This is a genomic window from Shinella sp. NM-101, from assembly GCF_021401195.1.
Lineage (GTDB): Bacteria > Pseudomonadota > Alphaproteobacteria > Rhizobiales > Rhizobiaceae > Shinella.
The window spans coordinates 140,462-159,430 of the sequence record NZ_JACBFT010000006.1; the positions used below are offsets into that span (position 1 = coordinate 140,462).

Annotated in this window: 16 protein-coding genes; 12 read left to right on the forward strand and 4 right to left on the reverse strand. The window is 66.4% G+C overall.

The genetic code is table 11. From position 1 onward, the window contains the following. Positions 1–57: 57 nt before the first annotated feature. From L0976_RS13685 to L0976_RS13700, 4 genes are read left to right on the forward strand one after another with little or no spacing between them, the layout of a single operon-like run. Positions 58–993, forward strand: a complete 936-nt coding sequence (locus tag L0976_RS13685) for an ABC transporter permease (RefSeq protein ID WP_234187904.1) — start codon at positions 58–60, stop codon at positions 991–993. Between the two features lie 5 nt (positions 994–998). Continuing rightward, a complete protein-coding gene (locus tag L0976_RS13690; RefSeq protein WP_203315543.1) occupies positions 999–1,820 on the forward strand; it encodes an ABC transporter permease in 822 nt (273 codons plus the stop codon). Further along, positions 1,817–2,728: an ABC transporter ATP-binding protein gene (locus L0976_RS13695; protein WP_234187905.1), complete on the forward strand. Its 912-nt coding sequence runs from the start codon at positions 1,817–1,819 to the stop codon at positions 2,726–2,728. The genes L0976_RS13690 and L0976_RS13695 overlap by 4 nt, the downstream gene beginning before the upstream one ends. After that, positions 2,725–3,690 carry an ABC transporter ATP-binding protein gene (locus tag L0976_RS13700; protein WP_234187906.1) on the forward strand — a complete coding sequence of 322 codons (966 nt, stop codon included), beginning with the start codon at positions 2,725–2,727 and terminating at the stop codon, positions 3,688–3,690. The genes L0976_RS13695 and L0976_RS13700 overlap by 4 nt, the downstream gene beginning before the upstream one ends. Here L0976_RS13700 and L0976_RS13705 read toward each other — a convergent pair. Next, on the reverse strand, positions 3,631–4,350 hold the full coding sequence (locus tag L0976_RS13705; protein WP_370643663.1) for a 4'-phosphopantetheinyl transferase: 720 nt from the start codon (positions 4,348–4,350) through the stop codon (positions 3,631–3,633). The genes L0976_RS13700 and L0976_RS13705 overlap by 60 nt on opposite strands. Beyond that, on the reverse strand, positions 4,347–8,387 hold the full coding sequence (locus L0976_RS13710; RefSeq protein WP_234187907.1) for a Pls/PosA family non-ribosomal peptide synthetase: 4,041 nt from the start codon (positions 8,385–8,387) through the stop codon (positions 4,347–4,349). Before L0976_RS13710 ends, L0976_RS13705 begins: the two co-directional genes overlap by 4 nt. A gap of 325 nt (positions 8,388–8,712) precedes the next feature. On the opposite strand from L0976_RS13710, the gene hchA reads away from it, so the two are divergent. Genes hchA through L0976_RS13730 form a run of 4 tightly spaced genes read left to right on the forward strand, consistent with a single transcriptional unit; the run spans position 8,713 to position 11,719 of the window. Beyond that, positions 8,713–9,561, forward strand: a complete 849-nt coding sequence (gene hchA, locus L0976_RS13715; RefSeq protein WP_234187908.1) for a glyoxalase III HchA — start codon at positions 8,713–8,715, stop codon at positions 9,559–9,561. Continuing rightward, positions 9,561–10,283 carry a PA1136 family autoinducer-binding transcriptional regulator gene (locus L0976_RS13720; RefSeq protein WP_234187909.1) on the forward strand — a complete coding sequence of 241 codons (723 nt, stop codon included), beginning with the start codon at positions 9,561–9,563 and terminating at the stop codon, positions 10,281–10,283. The genes hchA and L0976_RS13720 overlap by 1 nt, the downstream gene beginning before the upstream one ends. Positions 10,284–10,302: 19 nt before the next feature. Next, on the forward strand, positions 10,303–11,076 hold the full coding sequence (locus tag L0976_RS13725) for an SDR family oxidoreductase (RefSeq protein ID WP_234187910.1): 774 nt from the start codon (positions 10,303–10,305) through the stop codon (positions 11,074–11,076). A 10-nt stretch (positions 11,077–11,086) separates the two neighbouring features. Beyond that, positions 11,087–11,719, forward strand: coding sequence for an NAD(P)H-binding protein (locus L0976_RS13730; RefSeq protein WP_234187911.1), 633 nt, complete (start codon positions 11,087–11,089; stop codon positions 11,717–11,719). A gap of 152 nt (positions 11,720–11,871) precedes the next feature. On the opposite strand, the gene L0976_RS13735 is transcribed toward L0976_RS13730, so the two are convergent. Together L0976_RS13735 and L0976_RS13740 are read right to left on the reverse strand one after the other, a co-directional pair. Continuing rightward, positions 11,872–12,933: an aldo/keto reductase gene (locus tag L0976_RS13735; RefSeq protein WP_234187912.1), complete on the reverse strand. Its 1,062-nt coding sequence runs from the start codon at positions 12,931–12,933 to the stop codon at positions 11,872–11,874. Between the two features lie 17 nt (positions 12,934–12,950). Then, positions 12,951–14,033, reverse strand: a complete 1,083-nt coding sequence (locus tag L0976_RS13740; protein ID WP_234187913.1) for a LacI family DNA-binding transcriptional regulator — start codon at positions 14,031–14,033, stop codon at positions 12,951–12,953. A 197-nt stretch (positions 14,034–14,230) separates the two neighbouring features. Here L0976_RS13740 and L0976_RS13745 point away from each other — a divergent pair, with 197 nt between their 5' ends. From L0976_RS13745 to L0976_RS13760, 4 genes are all read left to right on the forward strand, one after another. After that, positions 14,231–15,250 (forward strand): ABC transporter permease, encoded by a 1,020-nt coding sequence (locus tag L0976_RS13745; protein ID WP_234187914.1) that lies wholly within the window; start codon positions 14,231–14,233, stop codon positions 15,248–15,250. Positions 15,251–15,279: 29 nt separating this feature from the next. Continuing rightward, positions 15,280–16,290 (forward strand): substrate-binding domain-containing protein, encoded by a 1,011-nt coding sequence (locus L0976_RS13750; RefSeq protein ID WP_203315555.1) that lies wholly within the window; start codon positions 15,280–15,282, stop codon positions 16,288–16,290. A 75-nt stretch (positions 16,291–16,365) separates the two neighbouring features. Next, the gene (locus L0976_RS13755) at positions 16,366–17,934 is read left to right on the forward strand and encodes a sugar ABC transporter ATP-binding protein (protein ID WP_370643665.1); all 1,569 of its coding nucleotides are present in this window, start codon (positions 16,366–16,368) and stop codon (positions 17,932–17,934) included. After that, positions 17,931–18,965, forward strand: a complete 1,035-nt coding sequence (locus L0976_RS13760; RefSeq protein WP_234187916.1) for an ABC transporter permease — start codon at positions 17,931–17,933, stop codon at positions 18,963–18,965. Before L0976_RS13755 ends, L0976_RS13760 begins: the two co-directional genes overlap by 4 nt. The last annotated feature ends 4 nt before the right edge of the window (positions 18,966–18,969 follow it).

Genomic DNA, 18,969 nt, shown 5'->3' on the forward strand with positions numbered 1-18,969 from the left:
ACGCCGCCCCCGCATCGATTGTCGCGCCCCGCAAGGGCGCCCAACACGGAACCGCTCATGCTACGCTTCACCCTGCGCCGCATCCTGCAGGTCATCCCCACGGTCGTCGTGGTGGCGCTGCTGATCTTCGTCATCTTCTCCGTGGTGCCCGGTACCTTCGCGGCGAGCCTCTTCGCCGACGGCAAGCGCGCCGCCGACCCGCAGATGATCGCCCGCCTCAACGAGGAATTCGGGCTGAACAAGCCGCTGGTCGAACGCTTCGTGACCTATGTCACCGACCTTGCGCGTTTCGACCTCGGCACGTCCTTCCGCACCCGCCAGCCGGTGATCGACCTCATCAACGACCGCATGTGGGCCTCGCTGCAACTGGCGATCGCCGCCATGGCCTTCGCCCTCGTCGTCGGCGTGCCGCTCGGCTTCCTCGCGGCGCTCCGGCCCGGATCGGTGCTCGATACGGTGACGATGGTCGGGGCGGTCTCGGGGCTTTCCATGCCGCAGTTCTGGCTGGGCCTGCTGCTGATGTACCTCTTCGCCCTGCAACTGAACTGGCTGCCGAGCTTCGGCTACGGTGACGGATCGTTCCGCAACCTCATCCTGCCCGCCGTCACGCTCGGCGTGACGCCGCTCGCGCTTCTCGCGCGCACCACGCGGGCGGGCGTGCTCGACGTGCTCAATGCCGATTTCATCCGCACCGCCCATTCCAAGGGCATGAGCGAGATGAAGGTGGTGCGCTGGCATGTGGCGCGCAACGCGCTGGTTTTGATCGTCACCACGGTCGGCCTGCAATTCGGCTCGCTGATCGGCCAGGCCGTCGTCATCGAGAAGCTCTTCGCCTGGCCGGGCATCGGCTCGCTGCTGGTCGACAGCGTGGCGATCCGCGACATTCCCGTGGTGCAGGGTACGATCCTCGTCATCGTGCTCTGGTTCCTCGTCATCAACACCGCCGTCGATCTGATCTATGCCGCGATCGATCCGCGCATCAAGCAGGAGTGACGAGAATGCGTCTCGGCTTCAACTTCTGGCTCGGCGCGGGGCTGACGGCGCTGGTGATCCTAGCCGGCGTCCTCGCGCCGTGGATCGCGCCCTTCGATCCGGTGCTCGACGCGGACCTGATGAACTCCGAACTGCCGCCGGATGCCACCTTCTGGTTCGGCACGGACGGGCAGGGACGGGACGTCTATACCCGCATCCTCTACGGCGCGCAGATCTCGCTGACGGTCGGCATCGTCTCGCAGGTGATCAATTCGATCATCGGCGTCACGCTCGGCATGACCGCCGGCTATTGGGGCGGCTGGTGGGACGACCTCGTCAACGGCCTCACCAATGTCATGCTCGCCATCCCCTCGCTGATCTTCGCGCTCGCCGTGATGGCGGTGCTCGGCCCGGGCCTGCCCTCGCTCCTCGTCGCGCTCGGCCTCACCAACTGGAGCTGGACCTGCCGCATCGCCCGCTCCTCGACGCTGTCGCTGAAATCGCAGGGCTATGTGCAGGCGGCGCAGACGCTCGGCTACGGGGACCTGCGCATCATGTTCACGCAAATCCTGCCCAACATGATGGGGCCGATCCTCGTCATGGCGACGCTCGGCATGGGCTCGGCGGTGCTGTCGGAAGCGGCGCTCTCCTTCCTCGGCCTCGGCATCCAGCCGCCGTTCCCGAGCTGGGGCTCGATGCTGACGGATGCGCGCCAGCTCATCCAGCTCGCGCCCTGGGTCGCGCTCTTCCCCGGCCTTGCCATCTTCCTTTCGGTGCTCGGCTTCAACCTTCTCGGCGACGGCCTGCGCGACAGCCTCGACCCGCATATGAGGACGCGCAGGCCATGACCCAGCCGCTGCTCGACATCAGGGACCTGCAGCTCGGCGTCGCGCTCGGCCGCTCGGTTTCCCATCCGCTCCTCAAGGGCGTCTCCTTCCAGATCATGCCGGGCGAGGCCTACGGGCTCGTCGGCGAATCCGGCTCCGGCAAGTCGGTGACGTCGCTCGCCGTCATGGGGCTCCTGAAGAAGCCGCTCGCCGTTTCCGGCGGCGAGATCCTGTTCAAGGGGCAGGACCTCCTTGCCCTCTCGAAACGCGAGATGCGGCGCCTGCGCGGCAACCGCATCGCCATGATCTTCCAGGAGCCGATGACGGCGCTGAACCCGCTCTCCACCGTCGGCCGGCAGATCGCGGAAATGTTCGTGCTGCATCAGGGCAAGGGCTGGGACGAGGCGCAGAAGCTGGCGGTCGAGGCGCTCGCCAGCGTGCGCGTGCCCAATCCCGACCGGCGGGCGAAAAACTATCCGCACCAGATGTCGGGCGGCCTTCGCCAGCGCGTGATGATCGCCATGGCGCTCGCCTGCAATCCGGACCTCCTGATCGCCGACGAGCCGACCACCGCGCTCGACGTCACCGTCCAGGCCGAGGTGCTGCGCCTCATCAAGGAGCTCTGCGCCGAGCGCGGCACGGCCGTGCTCTTCATCAGCCACGACCTCGGCGTCATCGCCAGCATCTGCCAGCGCGTCGGCGTCATGTATTCGGGATGCCTCGTGGAGGAGAACGAGACGCGGGCGCTCTTCGAGACCCCCCGGCACGAATATACCCGCGGCCTCCTCGGCGCCCTGCCGCGCCTCGGCAGCCGCAGCCAGCACGGCCGCCAGCGGCTGGTCGATATCGACGGCATCATCGCCGACCGCTCGAAGCTGACGGAGACCCGCTTCATCGCGCCACGCGGCGCGGAAGGGAGCCAGCCATGACCGCCCCGCTCCTTCAGGTGGACGACCTGCATGTGCGCTTCCCGATTTCCGGCGGGGGCCTTTTCGGTGGCGGCAAGCGGCTGCTGCACGCCGTCAACGGCATCAGCTTCGAGCTGGCCAAGGGCGAGTGCCTGTCCATCGTCGGCGAATCCGGCTGCGGCAAGTCGACGACCGCGCTTTCCATCCTCGGCCTGCAGGAGCCGACGGAAGGGGCGATCCGCTATCGCGGCCAGCCGCTCGCCGGTGCCGGCGCGCCGGGCCGCATGCAGCGCGCGAAGGCGGTGCAGATGGTGTTCCAGGACCCCTATGCCTCGCTCAATCCGCGCCAGTCCGTGCGCACCTCGCTCGCAGCGCCGCTGAAGCTGCACGGCATCACGGCATCCTCGGAGATCGAGGGCCGCATCGAGGCCATGATGAAGAATGTCGGGCTGACACCCGAGCAGGCGCGCCGCTATCCGCATGAATTCTCCGGCGGCCAGCGCCAGCGCATCGGCATCGCCCGCGCGCTCATCCTCGAACCGGAGATCGTCGTGCTGGACGAGCCGGTCTCGGCGCTGGACGTGTCGATCCGCGCGCAGATCATCAACCTCCTGCTGGATCTCCAGGAAAAGCTCGGCCTCTCCTACCTGATGATCAGCCACGACCTCAGCGTGGTCGAGCATATGAGCGACCGCGTGCTGGTGATGTATTTCGGGCAGATCGTGGAGGAGGGCGGCTGGCGGGAGATCTTCGAGAACCCGACGCATCCCTATACCCGCCGCCTGATCGCCGCCATACCAGACCCGGATGCCGCCCTGAACCCTGCTGCGGGATTGGGCAGCCTTCCCGATTCGCCGCTGATCAAGGGCCGCGGCTTCGTGACGGACGGCAGCATCGCGCCGGATGTCTTTACGGCGCCGCTGTCATCCGAACTGGTCGAGATCGCCCCGCAGCACCGCGTCAGGCTGGCCGCCGCCGGCTGACGCCCAGGATAGGCTGAGAGGCTGAGCAGTCGTCGCGACGGCGAGGACGACGATACGGGGGAGGAGGCAGGCGGACAGCCGCATCCGGCGGCCGTTCGCAACGAGGGCCTCGCCGCGCGCGAGATCGACGCTGATGTCCTCGTAGCCGAGCACCTCCCCGTCCAGCGGATAGGCGGCCTTGTAGACGGCCTCCTTCGCGCTGAAGAGAAGCCGCGTCGCCAGACGAGGATCGACGCCCGCGAGAACGTCCGCTGGCATCACCACGAGGGGGGCGATCTCGTCCGGCAGCGGCTCGGCCGGCTCCACATCGATGCCGAGCGATGGAATGTCGGCCGTGCGAGCGATGGCGGCGACGGCCATCTCGGCGTCATGGGCGAGCGAGCCGGCAAAGCCGTCCGGCCAGAGGGGCGCGCCTGCGGGGGAGCGTCCAATTCCCACGGCCCCCATCCCGTCCGCGGCCAGTAAATCGCGTGCAAGCGCACGGGCGGCGCCGCTCGCGCGCCGGGCCGCCGGTCGGCGCGCCGGGAGGACGGCGGCCTCTTCGGGCAGGAGCAGGGCTTCGTCGCCCTGCCGGATAAGGCGGCAGCCGAGCCGGACCCCCGGCGGGGCCAGCCGGCTCATCTGCGCCAGCAGCGCGGTCTCGGCCGCGCTGCTGCTCATTCGGCGGAGACCGGCTTGACGAAGCCGTGCAGCTTGGCCGGATTGCCGCGCCAGATCGAGTTCGGCTCCAGGATCTCGCCCTTCATGACGAAGCAGTCGACATCGGCGATCGCGCCGTCGCCCATCGTCACGCCGTAGTGCACGAAGGCGGCGGGGCCGAGCGTGCAGCCGTTGCCGATGCGGATATGGTCCGACTTGAAGGCGCCTTCCTCCAGCGAATGGGCCTGGATGACGCAGCCCTCGTTGAGCGTGGCGTCGTCGCCGATCTCCACCAGCGAGCGCTCCGTCAGGTTCGCGCCACCGTCATAGACGCGCTTGCCGACCTTCACGCCGAGAGCCCGCAGGATCATCGGGCGGAAGGGCGTACCGGCGAAGAGCCGGACGATGGGCGAATCCGACAGCTTCCAGTGCCGCTCGTGCCGCCAGAAGGCGACGTCGTAGATGGTCGTCATCTGCGGCTGGAGGCGGCGGAAGCCAAGGCTCGCCCATTCCATCAGGATATAGAACGGGATGGTGACGGCCCCGGTGAGGACGACGGCGGCGAAGAGCGCGGCCTGCGCCCATTCCGTATAGTAGTTCAGCGCCCGGTCCCAGATCGCCAGCGTGACGAAGAGCATCGTCCACTGCACGGCGATGAACATCAGCGCCGTCGCCAGGTTGTGCCGGTTCTTGTGCGGCAGGCGCGCGCGGCGGTCCTCCTCGCTGACGCCCTGGATCAGCTCCTTGTCGCGCTTGACCATGCGCGGGATCTCGAAGGGCGGCGAGCCGAGCAGGCCGACATTCTCGCGCAGCGGCCCGTCGATGGGCACCATGACCTTGGTGCCGAGCAGGACGTTGTCTCCGGTGCGCCCATCCGGCGGATAGAAGATGTTATTGCCGAAATAGTTGCGCTCGCCGACCTTCGTGTGTTCCAGCCGGAAGGCGGACGCGGACTTGTGCACGTTGATCATGTAGAGCCCGTCGGAGACCATCGTGCCCGTGCCGATTTCGCAGAGCAGCGGGTTGTCCTGCTGCTGGTTGCTGCCGAAGTTCGAGCCGGTCTGCACCACCTTGTTGAGGTTCCAGCCAAGGGCGCGGATGTAATGCACGACGGCGGAGCTGTCGCCGAACATCAGGTTGAGCAGGCGCGCATTGGTGCACACCTCCACGATGGACTGCAGCCAGAAATGGAAGCCGTAGAGCCGGTAGGTGCGGCCGGGCTTCAAAACGAGGCTGAACAGGCGCGGCAGCGCCAGCGCGGCGAAGAGCAGGGCGGCGATGAGCGCGACCAGCGTGAAGGTCGTGCCGATGGCGACGATGCCGATGGATTCCTGGTAATCGTCGCTGACATCCTGCCAGTAGCTGTGGAACCACAGCGGGAACGGCGTGACGATGACGAAAAGCGTGACGAGCTGCACCGCCTCGTAAAGGATGCGCCGCGTCTTGGAGAGCGTGACGACCGGCACCTTGCAATAGTCCGCCGTGGTCGCAACGGCGGGCGAGCCGTGCCAGTGCGCATCGTCGGGGATATGCTGCCCGCGCTGGAGCGAGGAAGCGTGGCCGAGCTGGGCGCGGTCGCCGATCGCGGTGTCGATGTCGATCATGCAGCCGACACCGACGAAGGCGTCGCGGCCGATGGCGATGGGGCCGGTATGGATATAGCCGGCCTGCGCGCGGTAGCCGAGCACCATCGATTCCTTGCGCAGGATGGCGTTCTCGCCGATGGAGATGAGGTCGGTGCAGACCGGAACGGCGCGGCATTCTATGGTGGTGCTCCGGCCGAGCCGGGCGCCGAGCAGGCGCAGGTAAAGGCTGTAGAGCGGGCTGCCGCGGAAGAGCACGACAGGCGCCGTGCGGATCAGCGTCTTGACCACCCAGAAGCGGTAGTAACGAAGGCCCCAGATCGGGAAGCTCTCGGCCTTCCAGCGGCCGACCAGCAGCCACTTCATGGCGACGGCGAAGCCGGACATGCCGAAGAAGACGGCGGCCGACAGGATCGCGCAGCGCAGGTAGAGCTGGACCGGGTCGTCGAGCATGTCATAGACCCAGTTGAGGCCCGAATTCAGCATCCAGAAGCCGAAATAGCTGTAGAGGCCGTAAAAGGCGAGCTGGGCCGCGCCGCTGGTCCAGTAGGCAAGGTTCGAGGCGCGGTGCGTGAGGCATGGTTCCTCCGCCGCCGCGGCCTCCTCCTCCGGTCCCCGCAGGTGGCGTGCGAGGTCCGCCACCGTCGGATGCAGGTAGATGTCGCGCATCGACGTCGTCGCCCATTCCCGGCGCGTGCGAAGCCGGGCGCAGAAGCGGGCCATCAGCAGGGAATTGGCGCCGAGGTCGTCGAAGAAATTGTCCTCGACATAGATGTCGTCCATCTTCAGCACGTCGCGCAGCGCCTCCGTCAGGAAGCGCTCGTCGTCGGTCGAAGGCAGGATCTCCTTGCGCTCGGCGCCGAGCCGCACGCCGGACGGCTTCGGCAGCTTGCGCGTGTCGACCTTGTCGGAGACGGTCATCGGCAGCGCCGGCAGTTCCTCCAGGAAGGAGGGCACCATGTAGTCGGGCAGGCGGCGGCGCAGTTCGCGCGCAAGGTCCGCGCGGGCGATCGCCTCCGCGCCGGACTTCAGCGCGTAGTAGCCGACCAGCTCGACGCGGCCGGGCTCTATTTCCCAGGTGGTGACGGCAGCCTGCGCAATGGCGGGCTGGCCGAGCAGGACGGCCTCGATCTCGCCGAGCTCGATGCGGTAGCCGCGGATCTTCACCTGCGTGTCGATGCGGCCGTGGTATTCGACCTCGCCGTCGGCGTTTATGCGGCCGAGGTCGCCGGTGCGGTAGATACGCTGCGAGGGGTTGTTGGGCAGGCCGATGAAATCGGCGATGAACTTCTGCGCCGTAAGCTCCGGCCGGTTGAGATAGCCGGAGGCCACGCCGATGCCGGCGATGCCGATCTCGCCGAGATCGCCGGGTGCCGACAGAACCGGACGCTCCGCATCGAGGATCACGATGGAATAGGTCGGCAGCGGGGCGCCGATGGTGACCGCGCGCTCGGGCGTCAGGTAACCCATGGTCGCCGTCACGGTCGCCTCGGTCGGGCCGTAAGTGTTGAGGATCCGGCGGCCGGGCCTCGACCAGCGTGTGACGAGATTGTGCGGGCAGGCCTCGCCGCCGACCAGGATGGCGCGAAGGCTCGGCACGTCGCTTTCGATGGAGGAGAGCAGCGTCGGCGAGCAGGCCATGCAGGTGATGGCGTTGGCGCGGAGGAAATCCGCCAGTTCCTCGCCGACCAGCGTCATGCGGCCCGGCGCGGGCACGATGGTCGCCCCGGCGGCGAAGGGCACCCAGATCTCCTCGGTGGAGAAGTCGAAGGCGATGGTCATGCCTTGGTAGACGCGGTCGCCCGGGCGGTAGCTGTAGGCCTCGGCGGCGATGCGCACGAAATTGCAGATGCTCTGGTGGCGCACCGCCACGCCCTTCGGCCGGCCAGTCGTACCCGATGTGTAGAGGATGTAGCAGGTGTCGTCCCCGCCGGCGGCGACCTCGAGCGGGGTATCCGGCTGCGCGGCAGCCTGCGGGCAATCGGCCGCGATCACCAGATGGGGAACGGAAAGCGCCGCCGCGCGCGGCGCATAGCCGGCGTTGGTGACGACGAGGCTGACGCCGGCATCCTCGACGATGAGCGACATGCGCTCTTCGGGAAAGGCCGGGGCAAGCGGCACGAAGACGGCGCCGGCCTTCATCACGGCGAGGATGGCGATATAGGTTTCGGCGGAGCGGTCGAGCAGGAGGGCGACGCGGTCGCCGGGCCTGACGCCGCGCCCGGCGAGGAGATGCGCGAAGCGGTTCGCCGCCGTATCCATCTCGCGGTAGGTCCAGACACGGCCGTTGTCCATGACGGCCGGCGCGGCGGCGTGGACAGCGGCCAGCCCCTCGAAGACACGGGAAAGCCGTTCGCCCGGCTGGCCTGCAAGCGGCGAATCGGGACCGCACAGGATCTGCGGCGTCAGGCCGCTCTCCGTCAGTTCGGTAGCGTCCCGAGCCAGGCCGCGCAAATGGGTCCCTGCGTCGTTCATTTCCAAAATCCTGCTTGTTGCGCATACGGCGAGGGCGGCGTCGGGCAATGGCGCGCCTCTGCGGGGCGAGGCCATGCGAAGCATCCCGCGTGGTCGCTTCGACTGCCGTCATCGTCGTGGGAGGCGCCTTACGCGCGGCTTTGCGAAAAGAAAAGCGGATTTTTGGATCGCGGCATAAAATAGCGTTGCATCGGGCGTCCCGACGCGAAACCGCATGACGACGCGGAACCCGGCCGTCTCTCCGGGCGTTGAGGGAAATCCCTCATTATGCAATCGTTCCCTACGCGCTAACTTCGTCATATCATCACAAGCCAGCGAGGCGCGCATGTCCTACCGAAATGTATCCGACAAGAAACCGCAACCCGATCCGGCGGAAGAGAACGCGTTCTTTCCCTCGATCTATTCCCTGAGCCAGTTCACGTCGCCGAAGTCCGACCTCGGCGGCGCGGATTATCCGACCCCCTACAGGGGCGCGAAGAAAATCCTCATGATCGGCGCGGATGAGCGCTACCTCCTGACCGACAACGGCAGCTTCTTTTCGACCGGCAACCACCCGGTGGAGACGCTGCTGCCGATGTATCACCTCGACAAGGCGGGCTTCGCCTTCGACGTGGCCACCGTCTCCGGCAATCCGGTCAAGTTCGAGTTCTGGGCCATGCCGTCCGAGGACGACGAGGTGAAGGGCTTCTTCGCCAGATATCATCCGCAGTTCAAGCAGCCGCGCAAGCTGGCCGATGTGATCGCCGGCGGGCTGGACGGCTATGCCGCGATCTTCGTTCCCGGCGGGCATGGCGCGCTGATCGGCATTCCCGGGAGCAGGGATGTCGGCGCGGCGCTGGAATGGGCGGCGGCAAACGACCGCTTCGTCATTTCTCTCTGCCACGGCCCGGCGGCCTTCCTGGCAGTCGGCGACAGCGACATCTATCGCGGCTTCAGGATCTGCGCCTTCCCCGATGCGCTCGACGCCACGACGCCCGACATCGGCTACATGCCGGGCCACCTGACGTGGAAGTTCGGCGAGAAGCTGAAGACGCTCGGCTTCGAGATCGTGAACGACGGCATTACCGGCGCCGTGCACAGGGACCGTACCCTGATCACGGGAGACAGCCCGCTGGCCGGCAACAACCTGGGCAAGCTCGCGGCGGAGACCCTCCTCAAGGAAGTCACGGCCTGATGACGGACGCGCGCACGGCAGAGGCGGCATTCCGGAGCGCTCTCCTCATCAAGGGCGCCGAAAGCCTCGCCGTGATCGAGGACGCATTGCGCGTGTTCTGCGGTTCGCTCGGCTACGACCGCTTCGTCCTGTTCTCGGCCTCCGCCGCGAAGGACGAGGTGGTCGAGCGCATCTACTGGGTCGAGGGCGACTGGTTCGGCGGCGGCGAGGCGGTCGATGCCGAAACCTATGTGCGTCGCTGCCCGGTCACGCGGCATATCCTCGACGCGCGGGAGCCGTTCTTCTGGACCAAGACGACGGCAAGGGGCGGCCAGCTCTACCGGATCGTCCGGACGCCCCGGGGGCGTGGTATTCACGGCCTTCAGGTGCCGGTGTTCGGCCCGCTGGGACTGGAAGGCGCGATGAGCCTCGGCGGCGAGCGGATCGACGCGTCGCCGCAGGCCCAACTGGCGTTGAAACTTGTTGCCGAAGCCGCGTTTCTTACGGCACGCGAGCTCCTCGAGACACCCGCCGACGATGAGATCGGAGCGCTCTCCGGACGCGAGCGCGAGGTGCTCGCCTGGACGGCCGCCGGCCGCCGGCAGGTCGAGATCGCCGCGACGCTCGGCCTTTCAGAACGCACGATCGAAAATCACCTTCGGCGCATCCGCAAGCGCCTCGGCGTTACGACGACGGCACAGGCGATCCGGGTGGCGATCCGCAACGGCGAGATCGCGGCCTGAACGCACCGGGAGAAACGACATGGGTAAGACGGTCCTCATCACCGGCGCGGCCTCCGGGTTCGGCCGCGGTGTCGCCTTCGGCCTCGCACGGCGCGGTCATCAGGTGATCGCCGGCTGCCAGATCTGGCCGCAGGTCTGGGAATTGCGCAACGCCGCCAGGGCGGATGGCATTGAGATGCAGGTTATCAAGCTCGACGTGCTCAACGAGATCGACCGCGCCAGGGCGCTGGAACTGGACATCGACGTTCTGCACAACAATGCCGGCATCATGGAATCGGGGCCGATGGCCGAGATTCCGATGGCGGTCTTCCGCTCGGTCTTCGAGACCAACGTCTTTGCGGCCCTTGAACTGGCGCAGGGCTTTGCCCGCAAGATGGTCAGGCGCGGCAGCGGCCGGATCGTCTGGACCTCCTCGGTCGCCGGGCTGGTCAAGGTGCCCTTCGACGGTGCCTATGCGGCCTCCAAGCATGCGGTCGAAGGCATCTGCTCGGCCCTGCACGAGGAACTGAAGCCCTATGGCGTCGAGGTCGTGACAGTCAATCCCGGCGCCTATCGCACCGGCTTCAACGATACGGGAATGGAGAGCATGGACCAGTGGTGGGGCCTGGGCGAGCGCGTCGTGGAGCACTGGCCCGTGCGCGAACTTGACAGGCAGCACGACCCTGCCGAAATGATCGCGGCGATGATCGACGTCATCGAGGCGGAGGATCCGCCCTATCGCACCGTGCGCCCCGAGAGCGCCGGGGAGATGGTCCGCAAGGAGCAGGCGCTGGTCTGGGATCGAAAAGCCTGAGGAGGCCGGCATGAGACTTCTGTTGTTGGGTGCGACCGGTGTCGTGGGGCGGGAGGTTCTGGCGCAGGCGCTTGCGGATGCGAGGGTCGAAACGCTGGTCGCACCGACGCGGCGGCCCCTCGCGGTGACCCATCCCAAGCTGACCGCCCCGCTGGTCCGTTTCGACGACCTGCCCGCGGACGCCGACTGGTGGCGGGCCGATGCGGTGATCTGCACGCTTGGCACCACCATCAAGAAGGCAGGGTCTCGCGAAAACTTCCGCAGGGTGGACCACGACTATGCCCTTGCCGTCGCCAGGCTCGCCAGAGCGCATGGAACGCCGGCTTTCGCCATCGTCTCTGCGAGGGGCGCCAACCCTCGCTCGGCCCTTTTCTATTTCAAGGTGAAAGGCGAGACCGAGGCCGACCTCGCTACGCTCGGATTCGCGTCGCTGACGCTGGCGAGACCGGGGCTGATCGGCGGCGAACGAGAGGACATGCGTCGACGCGAGCAAATCGGCGCCGCCGTCCTGAAACTGTTGGGGCCGTTGCTCCCCAAGTCGTTGCGGATCAATCCGAGCCCAAGGATTGCAAAGGCCCTGCTTGACGCCGCCATCGAAGGGCGCGCGGGAACCAGAGTTATAGATTCTGCCGAAATGTCATGATGCGAGAGGCCTCGATGCCTATTCGGGCTGTGTCGCCAATTACCCGGGCCGATGAGCCGGCATGGATGCATCGTTTCGACCTCAAGGGATCACCGCTGGTCCCGTGACTGCGTTCGGCAAACCTTATGCCTTTCCCTGGTCCAACCGTCAGGTCAAACCGGTCCAAGATCGGCGTAGCCGTCATGCAAGGCCCGGTCGCCGGCGCTGAAGCGCTGGCTGGCGAAATTGTGCTGGTGCCAATAGGGATAGATGTAGGGCGGGCGGCTGACCTTGTTCAGCGTGTTGAGCTCATCTTCCGAGAGCCTCAGGTCCGCGGTCGCGATGTTTTCCCGGAACTGGTCCTCGCTGAGGCCGCCGACCACGAGGCTCGATATGGCGGGGCGGGACAGTGTCCAGGCGAGCGAAACCTGCGCGACGGTGACGCCGCGCTGCCGGGCAATGCCTTCCAGCGCATCGACGATAGTCCACAGGCGTTCGCGGTCGCGGATCGGCGGTTCGCTCCAGCCGGCGGCCTGGCGGGAATCGGCCGGCGTCCTGTCGCGGCCGAAGGCGCCGGAGAGCAGGCCGGCGGCGAGCGGGCTCCAGACCATGACGCCGAGGCCCTGGTCGATGGAGATCGGCAGCAGCTCGTATTCGGCCTCGCGCGCTTCCAGCGTGTAGTGGATCTGCTGGGTCACGAAGCGCGGCAGGTTCTTCGCCTCGGCGACGCCGAGCGCCTTCATGATGTGCCATCCGGAATAGTTGGAGCAGCCGATATAGCGGATCTTGCCCTGCTGGCGCAGCGTGTCGAGCGCCGAGAGCATTTCCTCGACCGGCGTCACCCCGTCCCATTCGTGCATGAAGTAGATGTCGATATGGTCGGTCCTCAGCCGCTTGAGGCTCGCCTCGCATTCGCGGATGAGGTGGTAGCGCGAGGTGCCTTCGTCGTTCGGCCCGTCGCCGATGCGCATGCGGGCCTTGGAGGAGATCAGCACCTTCTCGCGCTTGTCGCCGAGCGCCTCGCCGAGAATCTCCTCCGAGCGGCCGAGCGAATACATGTTGGCCGTGTCGAAGAGGTTGACGCCGCCGTCGATGCAGCAGTCGATGAGGCGACGGGCTTCCGCCACGCCCTGGCTGGCCACGCGCGAAAACGCGCCGACCCCGCCGAAGGAGAAGGTGCCCATGGCGATGGCCGAAACCTTGAGGCCCGTGCGGCCGAGCGTCCTGTATTCCATGGTCTTCCTCCTCGGGTTTATTCCGCCGGCTGCCTTGCCGCCCGTCGCGGGCGCTCCTCGGTGATCTTCGGCGCGCCGTGCTGGTGGCTGGCGCGCAGGACGAGCTCCGCGCCGACGAGGATCTTGACCGGCGGCTGCGGGTCCGCGGCGGTGATCAGGTCGTCGAGCACGGTGACGGCGAGGTAGCCGATCTTGCGTTTCGAAACGTCGATGGTCGTCAGGCCCGGCTCCATGGTCGCGCTCTGCGGCAGGTTGTCGAAGCCGATGATCGAGACGTCCTCCGGGATCGAGACGCCGTGTTCGCGCAGCGCCCGGATGAAGCCGTAGGCGATGATGTCGTTGGTGCAGAAGTAGCATTCGGCGAGGTCGAGCCCGGTCGACAGCAGCGCGCGAGTATCGAGATAGGCCCCGTCATAGGTCGATTCCACCGAGAGGATGTCGGCCTCGTTCACCGGCAGGCCGAGGCGCGCCATGTTCTTGAAGAAGGCCTCGCGGCGCAGGCGGAAGTTGGTCGTGTCGACATGGGAGGCGACGAAGCCGATGCGCTGGAAGCCCTGCATGCGGAAGCGAGAGAGCACCTTGTAGACGGCGTCCTCGTTGTTCATGTCGACGAAATTGGCGTCGAGCACGTCGTAGAACGTGTCGATGAAGACGGTCGGCAGGCCGAGGCCCTGGATCAGCCTGATATCGGCCTCCGTCAGCTCGGTGCCGAGCGCGATCACGCCGGAAATCGGCGCGCCCGCCAGCGATTCGGCGACCGAGGAGATCGGCTGTCCCTCGAAGCTCACCACCTCCAGCGTATAGTTGCGCCGCGTCGCCTCGGCGGACATGCCGTCGATATAGTCGGAGATGAAGACGCTGTGGTCGCGGTTGACGGTGTGGCCGTGCTTGGCGATCTTCAGGAAGCGCAGCGTCTCGCCGGGTTCGGCGCTGCGTGTCGCCCGCGGCACATAGTTGAGGCTCGCCACCGCCTCCAGCACGCGCGCCCGCGTCACGCCGGAAATCTCCCCCTTGCCGTTCAGCACGAGCGAAACCGTCGCCGGCGATACGCGCGCCGCCTCGGCGATGTCCCTGATGGTCAGTTTTCCCGGTTTTTTCATGCGGCGGTCAGCGGCCTTTTTATGCTGCAACTGCGAACAAGTTTACTAAACGATTTAAGTGATCCTGCTGAGACCTAGGGCAAATTGACGCCTTTCGCAACCGATATGGCATGCAAACAGGGCTTGTCAGCACAAATTTCCTTTGCTAGCGTTTTAGTGAAGTCGAAATTTGTTTAGTAAACAAATGGGAGGAGATCATGCACAAAACCGGCGCACAGCTGGCGATGCTGCTTGTCATCAACGGCCTTTTGCTCGTGGCGGGCGCGCTGATCTCCGGCGGCTTCCTTTCCGTTTTCAATCTCCAGTCCATGGCGAGCCAGGTGCCGGAAATCGGCCTGCTGGCCATCGGCGTCATGCTGGCCATGTGCGCCGGCAATGGCGGTATCGACCTCTCCGGCATCGCGCTTGCCAATCTCTCGGGCGTGCTCTCCGCCGTGATCGTCTCGTCCTTCCTGTCGGCGACGGAGAGCGGCACGGCCTTCAGCCTCGCCTTCATCGCGGGCGCGCTGCTCGTCGGCCTTGCCGGCGGCGTCATCAACGGCCTCTTGATCTCGCGGCTGAACATCACGCCCATCCTCTGCACGCTCGGCACGCAGATGGCCTTCATGGGGCTTGCGGTCGTGGTTTCCGGCGGCAAGGCCGTGATGGTCGGCAGCCCGGCGCTGCTTTCCAGCATCGGCAACGACATGATCGCGGCCGTGCCGATCAGCTTCCTTCTCTTCGTGCTGGTCGCCGGCATCGTCGCCGCGCTGCTGAAGTTCACGCCCTATGGTCTTTGGCTGATGCTGATGGGCACCAATCCCAAGGCCGCGGTCTATGCGGGCTTCCCGCGGAACGGCGTGATCGTCGCCACCTATGCGATATCAGGCACGCTGTCGGGCCTTGCCGGCATCATCATCGCGGCGCGCAACGTCAATGTGAAGTTCGATTACGGCAGCTCCTACCTGCTGATCGCCATCCTGATCGCCGTGATGGCCGGCGTGAAGCCGGAGGGCGGCTACGGGCGCGTCGTCTGCGTCGTGCTCAGCGCCATCGCCCTGCAGCTCATGTCGAGCCTGCTCAATTTCGGCGGCCTTTCCAATTTCGTGCGCGATTTCGCCTGGGGGCTGCTGCTGCTCACCTTCCTGGCCGTCGGCCGCTACGACATTGCCGGCTTCCTCGCCCCGGGTTGCCGCTCGCAAACCCCTTCGGTGCCTGTCCCTCAAGCGCCGAAGTGAAAGTGGAGGGAAAATTCGTGGAGGAAAACATGAAATCGTTCTCGAAGAAGGTTCTGGCCGGAACCACCGTTGCAGCCGTCGCGCTCGCAGGTTCCATCGGCGTATTGGCCGCCCAGGAAAAGCCCGTCATCGCCACCGTGGTCAAGATCAGCGGCATTCCGTGGTTCGACCGCATGAACACGGGCGTCGTCGCCTATCAGGAGGCCAATCCGGACGTCGTCGCCAGCCAGAGCGGCCCGGCGACGGCCGACTCGGCCCAGCAGCTTCAGATCGTCAACGACCTCGTCGCCAAGGGCGTCAACGCGCTCGCCGTCGTGCCGATGGACCCGGCCGTCCTGGAAGGCACCTTTCAGCGCGCCATGGAGCGCGGCATCGTCGTCGTCACGCACGAGGCCGACAACCAGGTGAACACCAATGCCGACGTCGAGGCTTTCGACAATGCCGATTACGGCGCGGCGCTGAACGAGCGCCTGGCCGAATGCATGGGCAAGGAAGGCAAGTGGACGACCTTCGTCGGCTCGCTCGGCAGCCGCACGCATATGCAGTGGGTCGGTGCGGGCGAGGAGAACGCCAAGAAATATGCCGGCATGGAGCTCGTCGATCCGAACAACGAATCCTTCGACGACGCCAACGGCACCTATGAGAAGGCCAAGGAAATCCTGCGCAAGCACCCTGACATCAAGGGCTTCCAGACCTCTGCCGGCAACGACGTCCTCGGCGTCGGCCGCGCCATCGACGAAGCGGGCCTGAGCGGCAAGATTTGCCTCGTCGGCACCGGCCTTCCGAACCCGTCGGCCGACCTTCTGGAATCCGGCGCCATCACGGCGATCGGCTTCTGGGATCCGCAGAAGGCCGGCATGGCGATGAACGCCGTCGCCAAGCTGCTGCTGGAGAAGAAGGAAGTCACCGACGGCATGGACCTCGGCGTCGAAGGCTACAACAAGGTCTCCGTCAAGCAGGGCGCGGGCAAGGGCCTCCTGATCCTCGGCAACGGCATGGTCCTCGCCGACAAGGCGACCTACAAGGAACACATGTTCTGATCCGGCAAACCGTCAGCCGGCCGGGAGGTTTTCCTTCCGGCCGGAACCGTCCGGCGTGGCGACGCGCCGGTCAGCATGAGGACAATTTCCGTGGCGGCACAAGCACATACCGCGCAGCAACCGGCGGCGCTCCTTGAACTCAGGAACATCCAGAAATGGTTCGGCGGCGTCCATGCCCTGCGCGGCATCGACCTGACGCTCCAGCCGGGCGAGGCCTACCATCTCCTGGGCGAGAACGGTTGCGGCAAGAGCACCGTCATCAAGATCATGTCGGGCGCGCATGCACCGACCTCGGGCGAGATTGTGCTGGGCGGAGAGACCTTCTCGTCGCTGACGCCGATCCAGTCGCTCGCCGCCGGCATCGAGACCGTCTACCAGGACCTGTCGCTGCTGCCGAACCTTACGGTCGCCGAGAACGTCGCGCTGAACGAGCAGCTGGTCAACGCCAACGGCCGCCTCGCGCGCCTCTTCGACCGCAAGCGGCTGCGGGAGACGGCGGAACGGGCGCTCGCCGCCGCGGGCCTGCCGACCGACCGCGCCTTCCTCAACACCATCGTTTCCGACCTGCCGCTCGCCTCGCGCCAGCTTGTCGCCATCGCGCGGGCCATCGCGACCCGCGCCAAGCTCGTCATCATGGACGAGCCGACGACCTCGCTGACGCGCCGCGAGGTGGACAATCTCATCCGCGTCGTCGAGCGCCTTCGCTCCGAAAACGTCGCCGTGCTCTTCGTCACGCACAAGCTGGACGAATGCTACCGCATCGGCGGCCATGCCGTCGTCTTCCGCGACGGCCAGTGCGTCGCGCAGGGTCCTATCGCGAATTACAGCAAGAAGGAGCTGGCCGAGCTGATGACCGGCCGTTCCATCGACGCCCAGCGCTATCGCACCGGCAAGCCCTCCGATGAGGAACTCCTCAAGGTCGACCGTCTCGCCGCCGATGGCGTGCAGGAGATGAGCTTCTCGCTGAGGAAGGGCGAAATCCTCGGCATCACCGGCCTTGCCGATTCCGGCCGCAACGAACTCGCCATGGCCCTGACGGGCGTCGCCCCCGCATCGGCCGGAACGCTCACGCTCGGTGGCAAGGCCGTCACCGTGCGCTCGCCGGCAGAGGCCATCGAGCAGGGCATCGGCTACGTGCCGGAGGACCGGCTCGCCGAAGGCCTCTTCCTCGACAAGTCGATCTTCGAGAACGAGATCGCCCTCATCGTCTCGCGCCTTGCCAATTCGCTCGGCGTCGTCGACCGGGAGGAGGGGCGCAGGATCGCCGCGCGCCTTTCCGAGGAGATGCGGCTCAACACGAAGAACCTCGACCTGCCGGTCGGCGCGCTCTCTGGCGGCAACCAGCAGCGCGTGCTGATCGGCCGCTGGCTCAGCATCGCGCCGAAGCTGCTCGTGCTGCACGGACCGACCGTCGGCGTCGACGTCGGCTCCAAGGATACGATCTACCGCGTCATCCAGGCGCTCGCCGAAGCAGGCATGGGTCTCGTCATCGTCAGCGACGACCTGCCCGAGCTCCTGCAGAACGCCGACCGCATCCTCGTCATGAACAGCGGCCGGGTGGTCGCGGAGGTGGATGCGGAGGCGGCAACCGAAGACCAGCTTTACAAGGCGATGCTGACGACCATGACGGAGACTGTGCAATGAACGCTTCACGGACCGATGAACTCCACGGCGCCGCCGGCCCGTCGCGTTCCTTCAGCTTCGGTGAGCTCGTGCGCCGCCGCCCGGAGACCATCACCTTCCTGCTGCTGGTCGCGATCTGCGTCAGCGTCGCCATCGCCAACCCGGCTTTCCTGCAACCCTCGACGCTCATCGACATCGGCCGCGCCAGCGTGGTCATGGGGCTCTTCGCGCTCGGCGTCTTCATCATCCTGGCGGCGGGCGGCATCGATGTGTCCTTCACGGCGATCGCGGCCTTCACCATGTATTCGATGACGGTGCTGGTGCAGAGCTACCTGCCGGGCCTTCCCATCGTCGTCGTCATCTTCATGGCGACGCTCGGCGGGGTGGCGCTCGGCATCGTCAACGGCCTGCTCGTCCATCACCTCAAGGTTCCGTCGCTGATCGTCACCATCGGCACGCAATATCTCTTCCGCGGCTTCCTGCTCTCCTTCATCGGCACGGTCTGGATCATGTCGCTGCCGCCGCAGATGGGCGCCTTCGGCCGCATGCCGCTCGTCCAGTTCGAATCCGCCAACGGCGCGCTGATCACGCTGCCCTTCTACTTCCTCGTCCTGCCCGTCGCGGCCCTCGTGACCTGGTGGATCCTCAACCGCACCCTGATGGGCCGCGCCATCTTCGCCGTCGGCGGCAATGCCGACATCGCAAGCCGCCTCGGCTATAGCCTGCGCACCGTGCACGTCTTCCTGTTCGGCTATGCGGGGGCGCTCGCGGGCCTTGCCGGCATCATCCATGTCTGCGCCAACCGGCAGGCCAATCCCTTCGATCTCGTCGGCACCGAGATCAACGTCATCGCCGCCGTCGTGCTCGGCGGCGCGCGCATCACCGGCGGCACGGGCACGGTGCTCGGCACCCTTCTCGGCGTGCTGCTGATCGTCGTGCTGAACAGCGTGCTCGTCATGGTCGGCATTCCCAGCACCTGGCAGCGGCTCGTCGTCGGCAGCTTCATCCTGCTGGCCGCCGCCTTCTTCGTCACGCGCCAGCGCAAGAAATAACCCC

Excerpts from the sequence above, each read along its gene's own strand:
- L0976_RS13685 (WP_234187904.1), top strand. The coding sequence starts at position 58 with ATGCTACGCTTCACCCTGCGCCGCATCCTGCAGGTCATCCCCACGGTC.
- L0976_RS13690 (WP_203315543.1), top strand. The coding sequence starts at position 999 with ATGCGTCTCGGCTTCAACTTCTGGCTCGGCGCGGGGCTGACGGCGCTG.
- L0976_RS13695 (WP_234187905.1), top strand. The coding sequence starts at position 1,817 with ATGACCCAGCCGCTGCTCGACATCAGGGACCTGCAGCTCGGCGTCGCG.
- L0976_RS13700 (WP_234187906.1), top strand. The coding sequence starts at position 2,725 with ATGACCGCCCCGCTCCTTCAGGTGGACGACCTGCATGTGCGCTTCCCG.
- L0976_RS13705 (WP_370643663.1), bottom strand. The coding sequence starts at position 4,350 with ATGAGCAGCAGCGCGGCCGAGACCGCGCTGCTGGCGCAGATGAGCCGG.
- L0976_RS13710 (WP_234187907.1), bottom strand. The coding sequence starts at position 8,387 with ATGAACGACGCAGGGACCCATTTGCGCGGCCTGGCTCGGGACGCTACC.
- hchA (WP_234187908.1), top strand. The coding sequence starts at position 8,713 with ATGTCCTACCGAAATGTATCCGACAAGAAACCGCAACCCGATCCGGCG.
- L0976_RS13720 (WP_234187909.1), top strand. The coding sequence starts at position 9,561 with ATGACGGACGCGCGCACGGCAGAGGCGGCATTCCGGAGCGCTCTCCTC.
- L0976_RS13725 (WP_234187910.1), top strand. The coding sequence starts at position 10,303 with ATGGGTAAGACGGTCCTCATCACCGGCGCGGCCTCCGGGTTCGGCCGC.
- L0976_RS13730 (WP_234187911.1), top strand. The coding sequence starts at position 11,087 with ATGAGACTTCTGTTGTTGGGTGCGACCGGTGTCGTGGGGCGGGAGGTT.
- L0976_RS13735 (WP_234187912.1), bottom strand. The coding sequence starts at position 12,933 with ATGGAATACAGGACGCTCGGCCGCACGGGCCTCAAGGTTTCGGCCATC.
- L0976_RS13740 (WP_234187913.1), bottom strand. The coding sequence starts at position 14,033 with ATGAAAAAACCGGGAAAACTGACCATCAGGGACATCGCCGAGGCGGCG.
- L0976_RS13745 (WP_234187914.1), top strand. The coding sequence starts at position 14,231 with ATGCACAAAACCGGCGCACAGCTGGCGATGCTGCTTGTCATCAACGGC.
- L0976_RS13750 (WP_203315555.1), top strand. The coding sequence starts at position 15,280 with ATGAAATCGTTCTCGAAGAAGGTTCTGGCCGGAACCACCGTTGCAGCC.
- L0976_RS13755 (WP_370643665.1), top strand. The coding sequence starts at position 16,366 with ATGAGGACAATTTCCGTGGCGGCACAAGCACATACCGCGCAGCAACCG.
- L0976_RS13760 (WP_234187916.1), top strand. The coding sequence starts at position 17,931 with ATGAACGCTTCACGGACCGATGAACTCCACGGCGCCGCCGGCCCGTCG.